At 45.5% G+C, this 16,509-nt stretch carries 14 protein-coding genes; 1 reads left to right on the top strand and 13 read right to left on the bottom strand.

The annotated features are described in order from the left end of the window. Window positions 1-79 precede the first annotated feature (79 nt). The 4 genes from glnA to hflX form a co-directional block, all read right to left on the bottom strand. Window positions 80-1,414 (bottom strand): type I glutamate--ammonia ligase, encoded by a 1,335-nt coding sequence (glnA, locus tag ACQCVE_RS03190; RefSeq protein WP_426844345.1) that lies wholly within the window; start codon window positions 1,412-1,414, stop codon window positions 80-82. A gap of 62 nt (window positions 1,415-1,476) precedes the next feature. Next, window positions 1,477-1,875, bottom strand: coding sequence for a MerR family transcriptional regulator (locus tag ACQCVE_RS03195; RefSeq protein ID WP_426844346.1), 399 nt, complete (start codon window positions 1,873-1,875; stop codon window positions 1,477-1,479). A 165-nt stretch (window positions 1,876-2,040) separates the two neighbouring features. Beyond that, window positions 2,041-3,309 (bottom strand): aminotransferase class I/II-fold pyridoxal phosphate-dependent enzyme, encoded by a 1,269-nt coding sequence (locus ACQCVE_RS03200; RefSeq protein WP_426861581.1) that lies wholly within the window; start codon window positions 3,307-3,309, stop codon window positions 2,041-2,043. Between the two features lies 1 nt (window position 3,310). Beyond that, window positions 3,311-4,585: a GTPase HflX gene (hflX, locus tag ACQCVE_RS03205; protein WP_426861583.1), complete on the bottom strand. Its 1,275-nt coding sequence runs from the start codon at window positions 4,583-4,585 to the stop codon at window positions 3,311-3,313. 142 nt (window positions 4,586-4,727) lie between these two features. On the opposite strand from hflX, the gene ACQCVE_RS03210 reads away from it, so the two are divergent. Further along, the gene (locus ACQCVE_RS03210) at window positions 4,728-5,354 is read left to right on the top strand and encodes a trimeric intracellular cation channel family protein (RefSeq protein ID WP_426861585.1); all 627 of its coding nucleotides are present in this window, start codon (window positions 4,728-4,730) and stop codon (window positions 5,352-5,354) included. 366 nt (window positions 5,355-5,720) lie between these two features. Here ACQCVE_RS03210 and ACQCVE_RS03215 read toward each other — a convergent pair whose 3' ends face one another. From ACQCVE_RS03215 to mutS, 9 genes are all read right to left on the bottom strand, one after another. Next, entirely contained in the window at window positions 5,721-6,539 is an 819-nt protein-coding gene (locus tag ACQCVE_RS03215; protein ID WP_426861587.1) for a carbohydrate ABC transporter permease, read from the bottom strand. Further along, the gene (locus ACQCVE_RS03220; protein WP_426861589.1) at window positions 6,536-7,471 is read right to left on the bottom strand and encodes a carbohydrate ABC transporter permease; all 936 of its coding nucleotides are present in this window, start codon (window positions 7,469-7,471) and stop codon (window positions 6,536-6,538) included. Before ACQCVE_RS03220 ends, ACQCVE_RS03215 begins: the two co-directional genes overlap by 4 nt. 14 nt (window positions 7,472-7,485) lie before the next feature. Next, window positions 7,486-8,751, bottom strand: a complete 1,266-nt coding sequence (locus ACQCVE_RS03225; protein ID WP_426861591.1) for an ABC transporter substrate-binding protein — start codon at window positions 8,749-8,751, stop codon at window positions 7,486-7,488. A 191-nt stretch (window positions 8,752-8,942) separates the two neighbouring features. Further along, entirely contained in the window at window positions 8,943-9,908 is a 966-nt protein-coding gene (gene spoVK, locus ACQCVE_RS03230) for a stage V sporulation protein K (RefSeq protein ID WP_426844355.1), read from the bottom strand. A gap of 275 nt (window positions 9,909-10,183) precedes the next feature. After that, complete coding sequence (hfq, locus tag ACQCVE_RS03235; RefSeq protein ID WP_426844356.1) at window positions 10,184-10,408, bottom strand: RNA chaperone Hfq; 225 nt, start codon at window positions 10,406-10,408, stop codon at window positions 10,184-10,186. Window positions 10,409-10,447: 39 nt separating this feature from the next. After that, entirely contained in the window at window positions 10,448-11,389 is a 942-nt protein-coding gene (miaA, locus tag ACQCVE_RS03240; RefSeq protein ID WP_426861592.1) for a tRNA (adenosine(37)-N6)-dimethylallyltransferase MiaA, read from the bottom strand. A gap of 82 nt (window positions 11,390-11,471) precedes the next feature. Further along, window positions 11,472-11,888 carry a YmaF family protein gene (locus tag ACQCVE_RS03245; RefSeq protein WP_426861593.1) on the bottom strand — a complete coding sequence of 139 codons (417 nt, stop codon included), beginning with the start codon at window positions 11,886-11,888 and terminating at the stop codon, window positions 11,472-11,474. A 66-nt stretch (window positions 11,889-11,954) separates the two neighbouring features. Then, window positions 11,955-13,805, bottom strand: coding sequence for a DNA mismatch repair endonuclease MutL (gene mutL, locus ACQCVE_RS03250; RefSeq protein WP_426861595.1), 1,851 nt, complete (start codon window positions 13,803-13,805; stop codon window positions 11,955-11,957). A 21-nt stretch (window positions 13,806-13,826) separates the two neighbouring features. After that, window positions 13,827-16,418 carry a DNA mismatch repair protein MutS gene (gene mutS / locus ACQCVE_RS03255; RefSeq protein ID WP_426861597.1) on the bottom strand — a complete coding sequence of 864 codons (2,592 nt, stop codon included), beginning with the start codon at window positions 16,416-16,418 and terminating at the stop codon, window positions 13,827-13,829. Window positions 16,419-16,509 lie beyond the last annotated feature (91 nt).

Genomic DNA, 16,509 nt, shown 5'->3' on the forward strand with positions numbered 1-16,509 from the left:
CTAGGTATTCGACAGAAATAGTACAAAAGCCTTTTTCACAAAAAAACCCTGACACCATTGGTATCAGGGTTTTTGAATTTTAGTACATGCTCATGTACTGCTCGCGCTCCCAAGGGTGCACTTGCGTACGGAACATATCCCATTCGATTTCTTTCGCTTCGATAAAGTGTTCGAACAAATGTTCTCCAAGCGCTTTTACGATCACTTCATTGGATTTGAGAGCTTCAAGTGCTCCAGCCAATGTGGATGGCAAATCGACGATGCCGTTTTCCAGACGCTCTTCTTTGTTCATCACATAGATGTTGCGGTCGATCGGCTTAGGAGGAGTCAATCCGTTCTTGATTCCATCAAGTCCAGCGGCCAGAAGAACGGCCATCGCAAGGTAAGGATTCGCTGCCGGGTCAACACTGCGGACCTCAACACGGGTAGAGATGCCGCGGGATGCCGGGATCCGGATCAGCGGACTGCGGTTACGGGCGGACCATGCTACATAGCAAGGCGCTTCATAGCCTGGCACAAGACGCTTATAGGAGTTCACTGTAGGGTTCGTCACAGCTGTAAAGCCTGTAGCGTTCTTAATGATGCCGGCGATGAACTGGCGTGCTGTATCGCTCATCTGCAGATCTCCAGTTTCATCAAAAAAGGCATTTTTTCCTTCTTTGAAAAGGGAGAGGTTACAGTGCATACCGGATCCATTCACACCGAACAGAGGCTTTGGCATGAACGTAGCATGCAGGCCATGCTTACGGGCAATGGTTTTAACGACAAGCTTAAATGTCTGAATATCATCACAGGCTCTGATCGCACTGGCATATTTAAAATCGATTTCATGCTGGCCCGGAGCCACTTCATGGTGGGATGCTTCAATTTCAAAGCCCATCTCTTCAAGCTCAAGCACGATGTCGCGGCGGCAGTTTTCACCAAGATCTGTCGGGGCAAGGTCAAAGTATCCGCCTTTATCGTTTAATTCTAGAGTCGGCTCGCCTCTCTCATCCAACTTAAAGAGGAAAAATTCAGGTTCAGGCCCAAGGTTGAAATCCGTAAAGCCAAGCTCTTCCATTTCTCCAAGTACGCGTTTAAGATTCGCACGCGGATCTCCTTCGAACGGAGTGCCATCCGGATTGTAAATGTCACAGATGAAGCGGGCAACTTTTCCCTTTTCAGATGTCCAAGGAAAAATGACGAACGTATCAAGATCCGGATACAAGTTCATATCAGATTCTTCAATGCGTACGAAGCCTTCAATAGAGGACCCGTCGAACATCATTTTGTTTTCCAGTGCCTTTTCAAGCTGGCTTACAGGGATCTCTACGTTCTTGATGGTGCCCAGAATATCCGTGAACTGCAGGCGGATGTACTTGACGTTGTTTTCCTCCACTAACTTTACGATGTCTTCCTTGGTATACTTTGACATAATCATTTCCTCCCAATTCGAATACAATTTTATTTAAACAATTAAATGGTGCTCACGAATAATTAATGAAAGAATCGGGACATATCTCCCTGCCTAAGTGTTGGCCGGTTGAAACGGCTTCCTTGGGCCAAGTCGGCTTTTAAAAGCTTTCTCAGCTCCTCGTCCGTCAGATCCGGTTTATCTGCTTTGACAGGTTCAGCATGCTGAACAGCAGGAGATTCTTTCCTTGCAAAGATTTGTTTAATTCCCGCCAGATTTACGCCTTTTTCAATCAGACTTTTAATTTCCAGCAGCTGATCGACATCATTGAACGAATACATGCGGCGATTGCCTTCTGTACGGGCTGGAAATACGAGATCATGCTCCTCATAGTAGCGGATTTGCCTGGCAGACAATTCCGTAAGCTGCATAACAATCCCTATTGGAAACAAAGGCATTGAGCGTCTGACATTATCACCCATTCCTTTTCCTCCTTATCAAATCTTACTGCTATTATATTCAATGTTATATTATGTGTCAAGGATATGTAAGGAAATGTGACATTAAAGTTGATTGACCTGGATTTCTTCCTTAATCCGGATAATTACAGGTCTTTTTATACAGCAAAAGAGCGGGAAGCCCGCTCTTTATATCGTTATTAATCGTTTTTCCAGCAGCGCATCCAGAGCTGAACAAATAGCAATTTTGACATGCGAATAAGTGAGCCCGCCCTGAACGTAGGCCGTATAAGGAGCTCTCAGCGGGCCGTCTGCCGAAAGTTCAATGCTTGCCCCCTGAATAAATGTTCCGGCTGCCATGATCACATCGTCTTCATAGCCCGGCATATAGCTCGGATATGGAGTAACATGCGAATTAATAGGCGATGCAAATTGGATAGCCTGGCAGAAAGCAACCATCCGGTCAGGATCGTCAAATTGCACAGACTGAATTAAGTCTGTTCTGGGAGCGTTCCAGGAAGGAGAAGTTTTCAAACCGGCTTTTTCCAGGATGGAAGCTGTGAATATAGCCCCTTTAAGCGCTTGCCCGGCTACATGAGGAGCAAGGAAAAAACCCTGATACATTTCCTGGAGGCTGTAAAGAGAAGCACCCGCTTCAGCACCGATCCCTGGAGAAGTCATTCGGTATGAGCAAGCTGTTACAAGATCCTTTCTTCCGGCTATGTACCCTCCCGTTTTAGCAAGGCCGCCGCCGGGATTCTTTATTAGGGAGCCTGCGATTAAGTCTGCCCCTGCATGGCAAGGTTCCAATTCTTCAATAAATTCCCCATAGCAGTTGTCAACAAAAACGATGATTTCAGGATCGATGGATCTGACATAGGCAGCCATTTCATTTATTTCATCAATTGTGAAGGATGGACGGTTTGCATACCCTTTTGAGCGCTGTATTCCAACCATTTTTGTTTTTTCCGTGATAGCCTTTGCGGCAGCTTCTAAATTCGGCTTCCCGCTTTCTAGAAGGTCTACAGTCTGATAGCTAATGCCGAATTCTTTTAAAGAACCAATGCCTGATCCCCTTATCCCGACAATTTCCTCCAGTGTATCGTAAGGTTTTCCTGTCAGGTAAATGAGCTCGTCCCCCGGCCTTAATACCCCGAATAAAGCAATCGAGATTGCATGGGTGCCTGAAATAATCTGCGGACGAACCAAGGCGGCTTCCGCTCCAAACACATCAGCATAGATTTTTTCCAGTGTATCTCTTCCAATGTCATCGTAGCCATAGCCGGTGGAGGGCATAAAATTAGAGTCACTCACTTTATGCTTTTGATAGCTTTCCAGCACGCGGTATTGATTGATCTCAATCCGTTCATCAATCTTTTTATGTACGTGAGCAATTTCTTTTTCCGTCTCAGAGATCAGCGGCTCAAGCTGATCTCCATGTTTTAGCCGATTAAACATTTTACCATTCATCCTCATCTGCTGATTCTTTAGCTGGAAGCTTGGAGTCACCTTCCCGTGCATAGCCGGAAATCTCATATGCTTCTTTTTCTTCAATAAATTGGAACGAACGGACTATGGTGTCCCGTTTCAGCTGAGCGATCAGCCTTCCTTCGCCGGCTGCAAGTTCCATTGAATAAGGAACCATTTCCTTTTTAACCTGTTCTTCCATTTTTTCTTTTAATTGGTTTACATCTTCTTTATTCAGAGCGCTGATCAATACGTATGGATCTGAAGTATTCGGTGTAAACTCCGGGAGTACTTTATCCCTTTTGTTATAGACGGTCAGCCTCGGTATTGAACTTGCTTCCAGTTCATCCAGCAGACGGAAAACCGTTTTCTCATGGTTCATGCTGTCTTCACTGGATGTGTCCACGACATGAAGAATTAAATCCGCTTCCTTTGCTTCTTCCAAAGTAGAACGGAAAGCCGCAACCAGAGTGGTTGGCAAATCCTGAATGAAACCAACCGTGTCAGTCAGCAAGGCCTGATAACCGCTTGGAAGACCCATTTTCCGGGTCATCGGATCAAGGGTCGCAAAAAGAAGATTTTCCTCATAGCTGTCTGCTTCTGTCAAACGGTTAAACAGGGTCGATTTCCCGGCATTTGTATACCCTACAAGGGCAATTTGAAAAGCCTGATTCCGTTTACGGCGCTCGCGGTACCTTGACCGGTGGCTGGTAACGGTTTTCAGCTGCTGTTTAATCTCAACCATTCTCCTGCTGATATGTCTTCGGTCCGTTTCAAGCTGCGTCTCACCTGGGCCTCTAGTTCCGATGCCCCCTCCCTGCCTTGACAAGTGAATCCCCTGTCCGGAAAGCCTGGGCAAAAGATAATCCAGCTGCGCGAGTTCAACCTGGAGCTTACCTTCCCTTGTCTGTGCACGCTGTGCAAATATATCCAGGATCAGCTGAGTCCGGTCAATCACTTTTACTTCTAACTCTCTGGATAGATTGCGGATTTGACTTGGAGAAAGTTCTCCATTAAAAATTACGGCATCCGGTTCGAGTTCCTCAACAAGCGCTTTCAGTTCACTGAGTTTGCCTTTTCCGATACAAGTGGCAGGGTGAAGCCTGTCGCGTTTTTGAGTAACGGAAGCAAGAGCGATGCCTTTAGCTGTTTTAATGAGTGATTTCAGCTCTTCCAGTGAATAGTGGAAGTGCTCTTCTGTTACATAAGGTAAGTGGCAGCCAACGATAATCGCCTTTTCGGGCTGAGTTTGTGATAATTCATTCAATCTGCATTCCTGCCTTTTTCTGATTCTTAAGGATAAAATTAATCATACCATTTTTACAATGAATTTGAAAAAAAATCATTGATTTAAAGAGAAACTCCGGATAAAATCTATACGGCTGCATTATTGATTAAGGAGAAATGCTATGACGTGGGAAGTGCTGAGCATCATTGGTACCGCGGCCTTTGCCATAAGCGGGGCAATCGTTGCGATGGAAGAAGAATATGACATTCTTGGTGTATATATACTAGGCATTGTAACAGCCTTTGGGGGTGGCGCAATCCGCAACCTGCTGATCGGCGTACCCGTTTCCGCCCTTTGGGAGCAGGGTTTGTATTTTCAGGTCGCCCTTTTTTCAATTACGCTCGTCTTCATCTTTCCCCGGATGCTGATGAAACATTGGAATCGCTGGGGAAATTTCACTGATGCGATTGGATTATCCGCTTTTGCCATTCAGGGTGCGCTGTATGCCGCAGAAATGCAGCATCCATTAAGCGCTGTCATTGTGGCAGCTGTTTTGACCGGAAGCGGCGGAGGGATCGTGCGGGATTTGCTGGCGAGAAGAAAGCCCTTAGTGCTCAGAGCAGAAATTTACGCCGCCTGGGCGATTATCGGAGGACTCTTCATCGGTGTTGGATGGGCGGCCTCACCGCTTGAGCTCTACACATTGTTCGCAGTCATTACCTTGCTTAGGATTTTATCCTACACCTTCAATTGGAGACTTCCTGCCAGGAGGATAAACGAAGAGCAAAAAACCGATCTGGAGCAATAACATTTCAAGTAAAGGGAGTTTCAAGTACTTTCGGTAAAGATGGATAGGGCCGCAGGTTTAGCTGCCGCCCCGCCATTAGACACCGAACCACTTTTTTATTTCTGAGTCCGCAGTAAGTGCTATTTTCAACCATCTCGTCCCCTCGCTGTTATTTTCCTAAGCAATTTTGTGAACCCCCATGATTTTACGGCCAGGATGAACGGCCTCATCCAGGTTTCCCTCATACAACATCATTTCACCCAATCACTTCTCTTGCGGTTCCTATTCTTATACCTTCAAGACGGAGAATATACGGGTCTCCGCCTTGACTCCTTGAACCTTTTGATCCTGGAACATTGAACGGCAAAACGTCCGGTCAGGTAATATTTAATCTTTCATCCCCGAGGTAGCAATCCCTTTAATAAACTGTTTTTGGAAAATCAAAAATACAATCAGAATTGGAATCATCGTCACCACCGACATCGCAAGAAGGCTTCCCCAGTCCACTCTGAATTCACCGATGAAGTTGGCCAGTGCCAGCTGAATCGTATATTTCGACGGATCACTGATCACTATGAGCGGCCAGATAAAGTCATCCCATCTCCACATGAATGAAAAAATAGTCAGAACCGCTATGACCGGTCTGGCGATCGGAACAATAATGGTCCAGAAAATTCTCCATTCGCCTGCACCGTCCATCCTCGCCGCCTCTAATAGATCATCCGGTACCGTGAGCAAGTATTGGCGGATCAGGAAGACCCCCATTGGAGTAGCTGCCGGAGGAATAATAAGCCCAAGCAGATTGTTGTATAGTCCGAGCTTGCTGATAACTGTAAAAATCGGCGTCATGATGACTTCAATCGGAATCATCAATGTAGACAGAAATAAAAACAGAATCAACGTATCCCCTTTAAACCGGAATTTAGAAAGAGCGTAGCCCGCCATCGTATTGATAAACAGGGTTAAAACGGTCGCTGATACAGCAACGATTGCACTGTTTAAGAAATATAATCCGAAATTTCCTTTACTGAAGGCGGCTGTAAAGTTTTCGAATGACAGCGAGTCCGGCAAAAACTTTGGCGGCCATGAATACAAATCAATCGGGCCTTTTATGGAAGACAGGAAGATCCATAGGACAGGAGCAATAAAAAGGAGCGCCAATACGATTAAGGCAAAGTAAGTGAAGAAGCCTGCTCTTTGTGTCAATTGATTTTCCCTCCTTGTGCCCATTTGAATTGAATGACTGTAAAAACACCTATCAATACGAACAGCACAACCGACATCGCACTCGCATATCCTACTTCGCTTTTTGTGAATCCAAATTCAAAAATGTACTGCACCATGAGAGTTGTCTCCTTCGCCGGACCTCCGCCTGTCAGAGAAAAGATCAGCGGATACGCTTTAACGGATTCCACGATTAACAGCATGAAAACCAAAAGGCTTGTGGGCTTTAGCAGCGGCAGTGTGATTTTCCAAAAAAGCTGGATTCTGTTCGCACCATCGATCTGGGCTGCTTCATAATGAGCAGCCGGTATGCTTTGAAGTCCTGCGATAAAAATTACCATAAAGAACCCAACCCGAGCCCAAACTGTGGCAATCACAATCGTAATTTTTGCAATGGCAGGATCTGATAGCCATTTAATGGAAGGCAGTTCCCCTGCTTCAAGCAAATACGTAACAATTCCAAAGCTGTCTCCGAAAATCCATTTCCACGATAACCCAACGATAATAAACGAAATCATAGTCGGCCAGAATATGATGGCTCTGAATAACCCTCTCGCTTTTACTTCCTTAATCATCAGCATCGCAATTCCGAGCGAGATTGCGTAAACGAGCGGAACAACAAGAGCTGCGTAAATGAGCGTGTTCATTAAAATTTTCCAGAATTCCGCATTATTAAAAAGCCGGATATAGTTCTCCATACCGATAAACGTCATACTGGAAACGCCGTTGTAACTCGTAAATGAATAAATGAACCCCATAAGTGCAGGTATAATAATGAACGTTAAAAAGATCAGGAGATTCGGGAGGATGAATAAATAAGGAGCCCATTTTCTTTTTCGCTGATCGCTTTTAATGCTTTGCTCTTTCATTTTTTTCATCGGTACGGATACGGACTTGGATTTTTCTACGACCATGGAATGTCCCCCCTTTACGGCTGTTTATTGTTCTGTTTAATCGTTTCATCGAAGATTTTAGCTACTTCGTCGAGAGCTTCCTGAGGCGTCAGCTCCCCTTTAAGCGCTTTCGAAATACCTGTTGTCAGATCTCCGGCATTTTTTGTCATAACTTTTTGGTTTCCCCAGTCTTTTGCCGCTTGGGGAGAAGTGTTCTTAAACTCATCCGTAAACACAGCAAACAGCTTGTCATCCATTGGATAGCTGAGGTCTTTGTTATCTTTTCTCGCACTCAGAAACAACGACTTCTCAATGTATTCGGCGTTGACTTCTTTTGTGGACAGATATTGAATGAATTCTGCTGTTTCTTTCTCCACCCCTGTATTTTTCAGTCCCATTACATATTTGCCGCCCGGAACTGAAGACCGCCGTTCTTCTTTCGGAAGATACGTCACACCCCAGTCAAAATGAGTGATATCTTTGTAGCTGCCCATCATCCAGTTGCCCGCTAAGTGAACCGCCACAGTACCTGAACGGAACAGATTGTTCGGATTCTCCCCGCCAAGCCATACAGAGTCGGGGATCAGTCCTTCCTCATGCATGTCTTTAAATTCTGCCAGGGCATTGACTGCTTCAGGGCTGTTGACTGCAGCCTTTGTCAAATCCTTATCGAATAAGCTGCCCCCATATTCGTACATCATTGTGGACCAGCGGTGTCCGGAAAAATCCCATACCATCGGATACCGTGCTTCTCCGCTTGCTTTGATTTGCTGCAGAGCCGTGCGGAACTCGTCCCATGTCCAAACCTCTTCCGGAGAAGCCGGCACCTCTACTCCGGCTTTCTTAAATAAATCTTTATTGTAATACATCCCATTCGCTGTTATATCCATCGGAGCGGCGATGATCCGGTCGTTGATGACATAAAACGGCTGGATAGAATCCTCAAACTGCCCGATGAATTTATCCTTATCCCCGACGTATTCTGTTAAATCAATGGCATGATCCGCAAATTCATATGTATCATTTATTCGTACCAATGCTGGGGGTTTGCCCCCTGCTATCATTGTTTTCAGCTTTGTTTTAACATCCTTAAAAGCAACTTCCACCAGATTGATATCCACTTCAGGGTGCTGTTTTTCATAGTTTTCGATAATTTCTTTCATGACCTCTCCTTCTCCGCCATCAGAGAACCACATGAAGTCCAGTCTTACTTTTCCCTCTCCTGATTGACCGCAGCCGGCTAGCGAGAGCATAAAAGCAAGGATGATGATTTTTGCATACATGCCCCATTTTCTCTTCAAAAGGCTCCCTCCCAACTTTTTAAACATTCAGAATTCATTTTGTTCCCGGAATTTTGGTGTGATATCCCCCAGTACCTTATACCCCATTTTACTTCGCTAAAACCTATTTTTCTGCACTATTTGTCCCTATTCGACGTTTCATGTCAAAACCAAGTACAGCCATACATCGCTCCATCAATCAAAAAAAACCGCTATTGCGGTTTTTCTTCCCGAAGGATCAGATCCTGCGCCTTAATTGTGACCAGTTCATCCCGGTGATATTTATCCGCCATCAGCAGCCTCATTGCCTGGGCTCTGATTGATTTTTCAATGACATTTCTTATATACCTTCCATTGCTGAATTTAGATGGCTGCGTCATGCTTTTGACAGCCATCAGATGGTCTTTAAGCTTCCACTCCGCCTCCCGGCTCCACGAATATTCCCTTTCCTCAATCATTCGTTTCGAGATATCCATCAGCTGGTCCACCGTATAATCCGGAAAGTCGATGACGAGCGGAAATCTTGAATGGAGACCTGGATTAATCGACAGAAATTGATCCATTTCTCTTGAATACCCCGCAAGAATAAGGATAAATTCATGCTGCTTATCTTCCATATGCTTAACCAGCGTGTCGATTGCCTCTTTGCCGAAATCCTTTTCCCCTCCCCGGGCAAGGGAGTAGGCTTCATCAATAAAGAGGATCCCACCGAGCGCGCGCTTAATTAAGTCTCTCGTTTTCTGAGCCGTATGGCCAATGTATTCTCCAACCAGATCCGCCCGCTCCGCTTCAATCAAATGCCCCTTTGATAAAACATTCATCTGGCAGAACAGCTTGCCGATCAGTCTCGCTACCGTCGTTTTTCCTGTCCCCGGATTTCCTTTAAACATCATATGAAGCGCCTGTTTGCCTGCTTTCAGCCCTTGTTCTTCACGTTTTTGGCTGACATATATCCACGCATATATTTCCTTGATGTTTCGCTTCATTTCTTCCATGCCGACAAGGGTGCCCATTTCTTCTTCAATCTGCTTGAGAATCGCATGTTTATAATCGGTTTTAGGAAGCACCAGATCATATCCTTTCGAGTCAGCTTCCTTTCCCGCCTTCGTTTGTCCATTGAGAATAATGTTAATCTGTCCGTTATTCTTATAGGTTACAGCCTGATCCAAAAGAGTCACCTCTGCTTTCTACCATACTATACGCAGCATCTGTTCCGGCCGTGACAAATGCCTATAGTCTTATGTTCAATCCAACAACCGAATTCAAGGCAATCGGGACCCGATTCAGCTTTATTCAGGAGGAGAGGCTCCCGGACTGTCAAAGTAAACGATGATTTAAGCAATGGAAAAGAGCTGATCTTTTTATGTGTATTCACGGAGAACTTGTCTGAAGCCATAGAATAAGTACAAACAAAAACCGCATACCATTATGGCATGCGGCAAATCAGCTATCTTTATTCCGTTTCGAGCTGGATGTTTTTCTGCGGAGCAAATGTAGAAATCGCGTGCTTATAAATTAACTGCTGCTTGCCTTCCGTTTCAAGCAGGACAGTAAAATTATCAAATCCTTTGATCAGCCCTCTGAGCTGAAATCCATTTAAGAGGAATACTGTTACAAAGATTCCATCCTTGCGCAGCTGGTTTAAAAACTGGTCCTGAATATTGATTGCTTGTTTCATGATTTGTCCTCCTCGTTTCTCTATAAGGTTACTATTCGATTAAAGATGAAGCTTTCCTGCTATATATGTAAAAATTTCGTCAAGCTTCTGTTGTGGATCAGCTGGAGGAGTCATATCAAACCACTCGACATCCATCTTATTCCGAAACCAGGTAAGCTGCCGTTTAGCATACCTTCTGGAGTTCTGTTTCAGCTGTTCCACCGCTTCCTCCAGAGTCATACCGCCCTTTAGGTACTGGTAAATCTCCTTATATCCAATTGCCTGAACTGCCTGCCCGGATGTTAATCCGGATTCGTACAGCCGGGTCACTTCTTCCAGCAGGCCTTCCTCCATCATGGAATCAACCCGGTGGTTAATTCGATAGTACAAGGTTTCACGGTCCATCGTCAAGCCTATAATGGCAGAATGAAAATGTTCCTCTCTTTTTTGGTGCTTCAGCTGCTCCGTCATGGTTTTGCCGCTGCTGTAAAAAATCTCGAGCGCCCGGATAACCCTTCTTTCGTTATTTGGATGAATCCGGCTCGCCGACTCCGGATCGCATTCTCTTAATAAGGAGTGGACGTAATCAGACCCCTTCTCTTCAGCGGTTTTTTCCATTTGCCTTCTGTATCCGGGATCAGATGGCTGTTCAGAAAATTGATAATCGTACAGAAGTGACTGAATATAAAGACCTGTGCCCCCGGCTACTATGGCCGTTTTCCCTCTTGAAGAGATATCCGTTATGCATTCTCTCGCAAGCATCTGAAATTCAGCCGCTGAAAAACTTTCATCAGGATCCTTAATGTCGATCAGGTGATGGGGAATTCCCCGCATTTCATTCACCCGTATCTTAGCGGTACCTATATCCATTCCTTTATAAATCTGCATCGAATCACCGCTGATGATTTCCCCATTTAGCCGTTTGGCGATTTCAATGCTTAAATTTGTTTTTCCTACCCCGGTAGGACCAATAATGACAATGACTTTCTGTTTTTCTTTCAATCTTATCACTCTCTTTAGGATCTGCTCATGGCTATCCAGCTTAGTATAGCATGATTCCGCACACAGTTCACATACGGAACCATTATAGCCAGAGCGGGAGCCATCTATACCAATCAGGCTGATCTACCCCCACCGGACTTCCGGTCATTCCGCTGAACAGGTGGAAATGCCGGTCAATTCCGCCTTCCGCATACTGCACCCCCCCTGCCGCTTCAGGTGGTGCATTGTAATTGTAATAGGTTCTTCCGGATATGCTGTGATAATGCGTTCCGTCTGGTAAAGGCACAGCAGGCCCTGTTTTTCCGTAAAATCTATGATAGTGTCCCTCTTCAAATGAGCTAATGCCGTTGAAAAAATGAATATGCCCGTCATAGGCATTTCCGTTTACAGGCTTTGTAAAACCATCCATGACATGTGTATGTCCTGCTGCAGCAGTGGTATCAACGAAGAATACATGGCTGTGGGACGGTAATTCCGGTGGAGCAAATAAAACCCTCACAAAACAAACCCCCTTATCCTCCTATACTGCAGACTACACAGAAGGATAAGGGATGGTGACGGTTCCCTACATGATTCTTTTAAACATTTTCTCCATCTCATAGGTCGTAAATTGTATGATGACCGGACGTCCATGCGGACATGTAAACGGATCTTCCGCTCTTCGAAGCTCCTCAAGCAGCGCTGTGATTTCATCCGCTCTTAAATACCGGTTCGCTTTAATGGATGCCTTGCAGCTCATGAGAATGGCCGCTTCCTCTCTCAGCTTTTTTACATCCGGTTTTCTAAGTTCAAGCACTTGCTGAATCATTTCTTCTATAACAAACTGCTCCCGGCCGGGCGGGAACCACTGGGGGTGGGAGCGAACGATGAAGCTGCTTCCTCCAAAAGGCTCCAAAAAGACCCCGACCTCTGCGAGTGATTCTAAATACTCACTCACTTTTACGGCTTCATCATGAGAATAATGAAGGGTAATGGGGACAAGCATTTCCTGTACTTCTTTTTCCAGCCTTCCTACTTTTTCACGAAAAAATTCGTATTTAATGCGCTCCTGGGCAGCATGCTGATCAATCATATACAAACCAGTATCATTTTGGGCGAGTATATAGGTGCCGTGCATCTGTCCGATCGGATACATAGGAGGAATCCTTGGCTCTTTCCTTAAATCCGGATTGCCCAATTCCGTCTCCTCCTGATCACGGGGAAGCTCAGCCGGCCTTTCTTTCACAAAAATTTCCTGATCCTGCGGCGGTGCTTCGGTGTGCTCACTCTTTTCTATTAACTCATCCAGCTTGATCTCTTCCGCCTTCTCATGAGAAGCAGTATAAGAAGGACGTTCCTGTTTTTCCTGGCGGTCTTCGAACAGCATGGACTGCTGTTCATCTTTAGGCATGGCCTTTTTTGGTTGGTGGAGGCCCGAATCGGGAATGAGCGTTTTTTTGCGGAAGGTGTCTTTTACACCTTCAGAAATAAGCTCATAAAGTTCCGCTTCCTTGCTAAGCCTTACCTCCATTTTAGAAGGATGAACATTTACATCAACGAGCAGGGGATCCATGGTGATGTCTAAAACCGCAATCGGGAAGCGGCCAATTGGAAGCAGGGTATGATACCCTTCCATGATCGCTTTAGCAATAGCATAATTCTTAATGTACCGCCCGTTGATCATCGTGGAAATATAATTTCTGGAGGCCCGGGTAATTTCCGGCAAAGCCAGGTATCCAGTCACTTGGAAATCGAGAGACTGCAGCGAAACCGGAACCATTTTTTTTGCTATGGATAATCCGTAGATGGAAGAGATAACTTGTCTGACATCCCCGTTTCCATTTGTATGCAGAATCGTCTTGCCGTTATGGATGAGCTTAAAGGATACCGAAGCATTGGCCATTGCCAGCCGGTTGACCGTGTCTGTAATGTTGCCGAGCTCTGTATGAACGGTTTTCATGTATTTAAGCCTTGCAGGGGTATTAAAAAACAAATTGGACACGGTTATGTCCGTTCCTTTCCTGCTTGAAGCGGCTTCTTGGGTATCAACCGCACCCCCGGTCAGCTTCACGTATGTGCCTGCATCCGTTCCATTGCTTGTTTTCATTTCCACATGAGAAACGGAGGCAATGCTTGGCAGGGCTTCCCCTCTAAAGCCAAGGGAGCGGATTCGAAACAAATCATTTTCATCTTTAATTTTACTCGTAGCGTGTCTGTGAAAGGCATTCAGACAATCCTCCGGTTCGATTCCATCTCCGTTATCAATAATGCGGATGCGGCCAATCCCGGCTTCCTCCAGTTCAATTTCGATGACGGAGCTGTTCGCATCTATCGCATTTTCCACAAGCTCTTTGACAACGGAGGCAGGGCGTTCAACAACCTCCCCTGCGGCAATTTTATTGCTGAGCTGATCATCCAGCAAAACGATCTTGCCCATATAAATCCATCCCTTTCTTCTCTATCGTGCACTTTTTTGAAGCTCAAACAGCTTATTCATTGCTTCAAGAGGGGTCATCTCAAGAAGATTCAAATTCAATAGCTCTTCTTTGAGCAATCGGTCGGCTGCGGGTTCTTTCTTGTTCTTTTTAGCAGGCTTGTCCTGCGCAAAAAACGACAGCTGTGCTTCTTCTTCCGATGCAGCTGATGTTTCTTTCGTTTTCTGCTCCAGCACATTGGCTTTCGGCTGATTTTCCAGCTCCTCCAAAATTGCCTGGGCTCTTTTAATCAGAACAGGCGGAAGCTCAGCGAGTTCTGCTACATGAATCCCATAGCTCCGGTCGGCTGCGCCTTCTGATATTTTATGAAGAAAAACAACCTTGCCATTCTGTTCAATTGCCCGCACATGAACATTCGCCAGACACTTCAAAGGCTGATCAAGAACCGTAAGCTCATGATAATGGGTGGAGAAAAGGGTCTTAGCACCGATGTGATGATGAATGTATTCAATCATCGCCTGAGCCAGAGCCATTCCGTCATATGTGGATGTTCCGCGGCCGATTTCATCAAACAGGATCAGGCTGTTTTCTGTCGCGTGGACGATGGCATTTCGCGCTTCCATCATTTCCACCATAAAAGTGCTTTGGCCGGATATCAAATCATCCGCTGCCCCAATTCTGGTGAAAATCTGATCAAAAACAGGAAGAACCGCTTTTTCTGCCGGAACAAAACACCCTATTTGTCCGAGGATGGCCGTTAAGGCTACCTGCCTCATATAAGTGCTTTTTCCGGACATATTCGGTCCGGTGATTAAAAGCATGCTTCTTCCGCTTCCCATCCTGCAATCATTCGGTACATATTCCTGGGCCTGGAGAACTTTTTCTACTACCGGGTGGCGCCCTTCTGTTATATCAAGCTCACCGCTTGAAAAAACCGGTCTTGCGTATCTTCGTTTCTCACTCACAGATGCAAAGCATTGAAGAACGTCCAGTTCGCTTATGCACTTGGCAAGCGACTGCAGTCTCGGAATATACATCCGGACCTGTCCGCGGAGATCATTGAAAAGCTGGTATTCCAGTTCCGCCATGTTTTCTTCAGCTTCTAGAATCAAAGCTTCTTTTTCTTTTAAGGCAGGGGTAATAAACCGCTCTGCGTTAGTCAGCGTTTGTTTCCGCTCATAAAGGCCCTCAGGCAGCAGGTGAAGGTTCGCTCTCGTAATCTCAATATAGTAGCCAAAAACTCGGTTAAACCCAACCTTTAAAGAGCGGATCCCTGTTCTCTGTCTTTCACTTGCTTCCAGTTCTGCGATCCACGTTTTGCCGTTTTTGCTGGCATCCCTGTATTCGTCAAGCTGAATGCTGAACCCCTCTTTTATCATATTCCCTTCTTTTACGGAAATCGGAGGCTGTTCAACAAGTGCCTGTTCCAGCAAATCCTTTAGTTCACTGCACGGGTCAATTGTTTGCGCAAGCTTGCTGGAATAGGGATGATCAAGAGAGTGAACCAAATCTGTAAGGACCGGCACCTGCTCCAGAGATTTTTTAAGCTGAATTAAATCTCTTGCGTTAACATTCCCGAATGCTACCCTTCCGGCAAGCCGCTCAAGATCGTATACCTCTTTCAGCTTTTCGCGAATCTCTTCCCGTTCGAAAAATTTATCAATCAGAACCTGGACCATTTCATGCCGCTGCTCAATTTTCTCCTGATGGATCAGCGGCCGGTCAATCCATTGCTTTAAAAGTCTCCCGCCCATTGCTGTCTTAGTCTCGTCAAGGAGCCAGAGCAGCGAGCCTTTTCTGCCGCTTCCGCGGATCGTTTCGGTTAATTCAAGGTTTCGCTTAGAATACAAATCCATCTTCAGAAACTGGTTTAATTCATAGTGCCGCACAGGCTGAAGGTGGTCCAGACTCCTTTTCTGTGTCCGGATTAAGTAAAGGTAGAGTCTTGCAAACGACCTCTTTAACTCACTATCATGAATGGATTCCAGCAGATTGTCCGGAATTTGGCCGGCCTCATCATTTGCTTCTATAGAAACTGCGACTCCGCACCGGTCTTTCATGGATTTGATCAAGTTTTCCGGCATTGAGCCTTCAACTACGGCTTCTTTAGCTCCCATGGAATAAAGTTCATTTAAGACTTCATCGAAGCGGGATGCTCTTGTCACACTGTTTTCACCGGTAGTGAGGTCAGAAACCGCAAATCCGAACCCATCCTTGAGCTCAGTCACACTGACTAGAAAATTATTCTCTTTTTCTGAGACGCCTTTTCCATCCATGACGGTCCCCGGTGTAATAAGCTGGACAACTTCTCTCTTCACTACACCTTTCGCCTGCTTTGGATCCTCCGTCTGCTCACAGATCGCCACCTTGTAGCCTTTGCCTATCAGCTGTTCTATGTAGCCCGCTGCAGAATGATAAGGGACCCCGCACATCGGTATTCTTTCACTGCTTCCGCCGTCCCGGCTCGTTAATGTTATTTCCAGTTCTTGAGATGCGCGGATCGCATCTTCAAAAAACATTTCATAAAAATCACCTAATCTAAAAAACAAAAAGGCATCCTCGTAATCTGCCTTTACTGTTAAATACTGCTGCATCATCGGCGTATATGTAGCCATGTTTATCCCCCATTGCCTATCCTAATCAAAAACAACCTTAATTATAACATATGTTTCGATTACCTTTACACCCGGAACTACACTGCAGAGA

The sequence above is a fragment of the Metabacillus sp. 113a genome, assembly GCF_050107635.1.
In the GTDB taxonomy this organism is placed as follows: Bacteria; Bacillota; Bacilli; order Bacillales; family Bacillaceae; genus Metabacillus_B.